The organism is Falsiroseomonas oryziterrae (assembly GCF_021864505.1).
Lineage (GTDB): Bacteria > Pseudomonadota > Alphaproteobacteria > Acetobacterales > Acetobacteraceae > Falsiroseomonas > Falsiroseomonas oryziterrae.
Genome location: NZ_JAKJIB010000319.1, coordinates 1 through 4,786 on the forward strand (window position 1 = coordinate 1; position 4,786 = coordinate 4,786).

Consider the following 4,786-nt stretch of genomic DNA (forward strand, 5'->3'; position numbering starts at 1 on the left):
GCCGGGACCCCGATGCTCAGCCATGACGACGCGACGACGGGTCAGCGCGCGGCCTTCCGCGCGCTCGGCGTCGCGATCTGCGAGTTCCCGATGGCCGAGGAGGTCGCCGCCTTCGCGCGCGCCGCCGGCGAGCATGTCGTCATGGGAGCGCCGAACGTGGTGCGCGGCGGCAGCCATCTCGGCTGGGCCGCGGCCGCGCCGCTGGCGGAGCGCGGGCTCGTGACGGTGCTGGCGTCGGATTATGTCTGGCCGGCGATGCTGGAAGCGGCATTCGTGATGGCGGGCCGCGGCGTGCTCGATCTTCCCGCCGCCTGGGCGCTGGTCTCGGCAAACCCGGCGGAGGCTGCCGGGCTCAGCGACCGCGGGCGCATCTTGCCGGGGCTGCGCGGCGACATCGTCGTGGTGGACCCCTCTGCGCGCGCGCCGGTGGCGACCTTCGCGGCCGGCCGGCTCGCCTGGCTCTCGCCGGCGGGCGCCGCGCGGCTGGCCTAAGCGCCGCAATACTCCGCGATCGCCTCCGGCGCGTCGAACAGCGCATGCGGCCGGCGCGAGGCGAGGATCGACGGCCAAGCGTAGCCCCAGGCGACGGCGCCGGCGGCGACGCCGGCATCCTGCGCCGCCTCGATGTCGCGCACCTCGTCGCCCACGGCCATCGCCTCGGCGGCCGGCACGCCCGTGTCGCGGAGGATGCGGCGGAAGCGCGTCGCCTTGCCGAACAGCGTCGCCTCCGCCGCCACGTGCCGGATCAGGGCCGAGAGTTCGGGCCCGAGGGTGCGGCGGATCTGGCGCTCGGTGTTGGAACTCGCGATCGCCAGCACGATGCCGCGGGCGGCCAGCCGCCGCAGCATGGCGGGGACGCCGGGGAAGAGCGGCGGGGCGGGCGCCGTCGCGGCCTGTTCCTTCAGATGCGCCGCGATCCGCGGCACCTTCCACATCGGCACGCCGAGCGCGCGCATGACGGCGTGACTGTCCTGGCCGCGCAGCGCCTCCGCCTGGTCCTTGGTGATGCGCCGCAGCCCGAAGCGGTCGGCCGTGCCGTCCAGCGTGCCGAGGAACCACGGCCAGCTGTCGGCCAGCGTGCCGTCGAAGTCGAACAGCAGCAGGCGCGGCGTCGCCATACGCTCAGGCGGCCGGCGCGACCGAGAGGCCCTGCACGGCGTGCTTCGCGATCAGTCGCGCCACGAGGCCGCTCGCCTTCGCGTCCTCGACGAAGTCGCGGAGGAAGGCGGCGGCAGCGTCCTTGCCCTTCTGCGTGCCGATCGCCTGCTGCACGGCCATGAAGCGGCCCGGCAGGATGCGGGCGCCCGGCATCTTCGCGGCATCGGCGATCAGCTTGGGGCGGAGTCCCGCCAGCGCGTCGAGCTGCGCGGAGGCGAAGAGGTCGAAGGAGGCGTCGAGGCTCGGCGCGCGTTCGAGCGTCGCGTGGCAGATGTTGCGCTCGAGCCAGAGGTCGTAGGCCGCGCGGGCGGCGACGGCGATGCGCGTGCCCGGCCGGTCGACCTCGTCCAGGCTGCCGATCGGGGAGCCTGGAGGCAGAAGGTAGGTCGCCTCGATCTCGGCATAGGCGGGGCTGAAGGCTATCTGGGCGGCGCGCTGCGGCTCGGCGCCGATCAGGCCGATGTCCCAGGCGTCCTTCGTCGCGTCGTCGGCGAGCTCGCCGGGGCGAGGGTAGGGCACGTAGCGCACCGGGACGCCGAGCCGTTCGGCCACGGCGCGGGCCATGTCCGGGGCGACTCCTTGCGGCGTCCCGTCGGGGCCGCGGGCGCTGACGAGGAGGAAGTTGGACAGGTTGATGCCCGCGCGCAGGACGCCGGTCGGGGCCAGCTGGGCGCGGAGGGTGTCGGTGCTCATCGGAGGCGGCCTCCTCGGTGCGCTGCGGCGCGGGGAGGACCGCGGGGGAATGGCTCCGGCGGTTGGATTCGAACCAACGACCAACGGATTAACAGTCCGCTGCGCTACCGCTGCGCCACGCCGGATCAGCCAAGGCGGCGGCGTATAGCAACCTGCCCCGCCGCCAACAAGCCCGGCCCGGCGTAACGGGATGCGCCACCCGGCGAGGATGCGGCCGCAAGGCGGCTGCCGCGCCGCGACCAAGCGTCCGGCCGGGCGCGCCAGGCCTGCGGCGACCAAGCGTCCGGCCGGGCGCGCCAAGCCTGCGGCGCGGAAGCCAAGCGCCCGGAGGGCGCGCCGGCGTCTGAGGTCGGAGAAAAAGGCCGCGGCCGGAATCGAACCGGCATTTACGGATTTGCAGTCCGCTGCATCACCACTCTGCCACGCGGCCGCGCGGGTGGAGCGCCTCTATCCGGCAGCCGGGGGCAGGGGTCAAGGCGGAGCGCGCCGACCGCGCTTGGCCGGCCCGCGGGCGCTGCCTATAACCCGCTCAAACGGAAGGCGATGGCAATGGAAGGCGGATCCGCAGGCGCGATGGCGCCCGTGCTCTCGGTCGACACGGCGGAGGCGCGGCGCTGCATGGTGGATGGGCAGCTTCGGCCGAACCGCGTGACCGATCCGCGGATCCTCGCCGCGATGGGCGAGATCCCGCGCGAGCGCTTCGTGCCGCCCCAACTCGCCGCGCGCGCCTATGCGGACGAGGACGTCCCGCTGCCGGATGGCCGCGCCCTGATCGAGCCGATGATGATCGCGCGGCTGCTGCAACTCCTGTCGTTGCGGGATGGCGACCGGATGCTGGTGGTCGGGGCAGGCGCCGGCTACGCCGCGGCCGTGGCGGCGCGCTGCGGGGCGCGCGTGATCGCGCTCGAGGAGGATGCCGGGCTGATCGCGCTCGGTCGCAGGGCGGCGGCCGGGCTGGCAGGGCCGGAGGCGCTCCGCTTCGTCCAGGGAGCGCTGCCTGCGGGCCATGTCGCCGCCGCGCCCTATGATGCGATCCTGATCGAGGGCGAAGTGCCGGAGGTGCCGGCCGAGATCGCGGGCCAGCTCGCCGAAGGCGGACGGCTTGCGACCGTTCTCGCCGCCGCCGGGCGCGGCTTGTCGTCCCGTGCGGTGCTGGGCCGGCGGATCGCCGGCAGCTTCAGTACGACCGATGCCTTCGACTGCGCGACGCGGCCGCTGGCCGCCTTTGCGCGACGTCCCGGCTTCGTGTTCTGAGCACTCCGTGACAAGCCCGCGCCCGCCGGAAGCTGGCGTGGCGCGTGCAGACGCGTCTAGGATCGCCGGGCCAGGAGATTGTCGATGATCCCGACCCGTTACGCTGTCGCTGCCCTGCTCATGGCCACCACGGCCATGGCGGAGGTGCGGCCCGCCGCGGCCCAGACGCTGCAGGAGGCGCTGGCGCTCGCCTATGCCAACAACCCGACGCTGCAGGCCGCCCGCGCCCAGCTGCGCGCGGTGGACGAGAACGTGCCGCAGGCGCTGGCCGGCTGGCGCCCGACGGTGCAGATCGCAGGTTCCGCGGGCCAGGCCGTCGGCTCGGCCGTGGGCCAGCAGATCGTCGGCCCCGGCTTCATCGCCCCGCCACGGACGGACACGCCCTGGCGTTCGCGCGACACCACGCAGATCCAGGCCAGCGTCAGCCAGCCGATCTATCGCGGCGGCCGCACGACCGCGTCCACGCGGCGCGCCGAGAACCAGGTGCTCGCCCAGCGCGCGCGACTTCTGCAGACCGAGCAGCAGGTCCTGCTGGACGTCGTGAACGCCTATGTCGCGGTGATCCGCGACCAGGAGGAGGTCCGGCTCAACACCAATAACGTCCAGGTGCTGACCCGCCAGCTGCAGGCAACCAACGAGCGCTTCCGGGTCGGCGAGATCACGCGCACGGACGTCGCGCAGGCCGAGAGCCGCTTGGCGGGCGCCATCGCGCAGCGCTCCGACGCCGAAGGGCGCCTGCAATCGTCGCGCGCCGTCTTCACCCGCGTTGTCGGGCAGCCGCCCGCGCGGCTGGTGCCCCCGCAGCCGCTTCGCACCGCCGCCGAGAACTCGCAGGCCGCCGGTCTCGCCGCTGCGCAGAACAACCCCGCTGTGGTCGCTGCGCTGTTTGACGAGGCGGCCGCGCGCGACAACATCGACATCCAGTTCAGCAACCTGATGCCGCAGGTCAGCCTGAACGGCAGCGTCTTCCGCAACGACAACCTGACCTCGGACGGTCTCCGGCAGGATGGCAGCGCCGTCACGGCGAACCTGACCGTGCCGCTCTTCCAGGGCGGCGCCGAATACGCCGCCGTGCGGCAGGCGCGGCAGCAGGCCCAGCAGGCGCGCTCGGTGGTCGAGGATGCGCGCCGGCAGGCCACCCAGGCGGCGACCCAGGCCTTCGAGACCCTGCAGGCCGCCCGCGCCCAGGTCGAGGCCAACCGCGCCCAGATCCGCGCCGCCGAGATCGCGCTGGACGGCGTGCAGCGCGAGGCGATCGTCGGCAGCCGCACCACGCTCGACGTGCTGAATGCCGAGCAGGAACTGCTCAACGCCCGCGTGCTGCTGGTCCGCGGCCTGGCGAACGTCATCACCGCGTCGCACAACCTCGCCGCCGCGGTGGGGCGCATGACGGCCCGCGACCTCAGCCTGCCCGTGCAGCTCTATGACATGGAGGCCTATTACCGGGCGGTCCGGAACCGCTGGGTCGGCTGGGGCGAAACCCAGGCCGAGCGCATCGCCGACGGGGGGCGGTAGCCGATGAGCGGGTCACAACCGCCGAAACCGGGTGCCGGCGATCCGGCAATGGACGACATCCTGGCCTCGATCCGCCGCATCCTGAACGACGACGAGGCGCCCGCCGCGACGCCCGCGGCGGCCCAACCGCCCGGCGCTGCCGCCGCATCGGGCGGATCGGCGTCGC

5 protein-coding genes and 2 tRNA genes are annotated in these 4,786 nt (G+C 73.9%); 3 read left to right on the forward strand and 4 right to left on the reverse strand.

Annotation, left to right across the window (positions count from 1 at the left end; translation table 11 throughout):
• On the forward strand, positions 1 to 492 hold a 492-nt coding region (locus tag L2I40_RS19170), incomplete at its 5' end, for an amidohydrolase family protein (RefSeq protein ID WP_237216788.1).
• Here L2I40_RS19170 and L2I40_RS19175 read toward each other — a convergent pair.
• The 4 genes from L2I40_RS19175 to L2I40_RS19190 form a co-directional block, all read right to left on the reverse strand.
• The gene (locus L2I40_RS19175) at positions 489 to 1,118 is read right to left on the reverse strand and encodes an HAD hydrolase-like protein (RefSeq protein WP_237216789.1); all 630 of its coding nucleotides are present in this window, start codon (positions 1,116 to 1,118) and stop codon (positions 489 to 491) included. The genes L2I40_RS19170 and L2I40_RS19175 overlap by 4 nt on opposite strands.
• A 4-nt stretch (positions 1,119 to 1,122) precedes the next feature.
• Positions 1,123 to 1,851: an ABC transporter substrate-binding protein gene (locus L2I40_RS19180; RefSeq protein ID WP_237216790.1), complete on the reverse strand. Its 729-nt coding sequence runs from the start codon at positions 1,849 to 1,851 to the stop codon at positions 1,123 to 1,125.
• 50 nt (positions 1,852 to 1,901) lie between these two features.
• Positions 1,902 to 1,976 (reverse strand) — tRNA-Asn (locus tag L2I40_RS19185).
• A 234-nt stretch (positions 1,977 to 2,210) separates the two neighbouring features.
• A tRNA-Cys gene (locus L2I40_RS19190) sits at positions 2,211 to 2,281 on the reverse strand.
• Between the two features lie 143 nt (positions 2,282 to 2,424).
• Between L2I40_RS19190 and L2I40_RS19195 the strand changes: the two genes are divergently transcribed.
• A complete protein-coding gene (locus L2I40_RS19195) occupies positions 2,425 to 3,105 on the forward strand; it encodes a protein-L-isoaspartate O-methyltransferase family protein (RefSeq protein WP_237216791.1) in 681 nt (226 codons plus the stop codon).
• A gap of 84 nt (positions 3,106 to 3,189) precedes the next feature.
• Positions 3,190 to 4,620, forward strand: coding sequence for a TolC family outer membrane protein (locus L2I40_RS19200; protein WP_237216792.1), 1,431 nt, complete (start codon positions 3,190 to 3,192; stop codon positions 4,618 to 4,620).
• Positions 4,621 to 4,786: the final 166 nt, after the last annotated feature.

Coding starts and splice junctions, on each gene's coding strand:
- L2I40_RS19175 (WP_237216789.1), bottom strand. CDS start 1,118: ATGGCGACGCCGCGCCTGCTGCTGTTCGACTTCGACGGCACGCTGGCC.
- L2I40_RS19180 (WP_237216790.1), bottom strand. CDS start 1,851: ATGAGCACCGACACCCTCCGCGCCCAGCTGGCCCCGACCGGCGTCCTG.
- L2I40_RS19195 (WP_237216791.1), top strand. CDS start 2,425: ATGGCGCCCGTGCTCTCGGTCGACACGGCGGAGGCGCGGCGCTGCATG.
- L2I40_RS19200 (WP_237216792.1), top strand. CDS start 3,190: ATGATCCCGACCCGTTACGCTGTCGCTGCCCTGCTCATGGCCACCACG.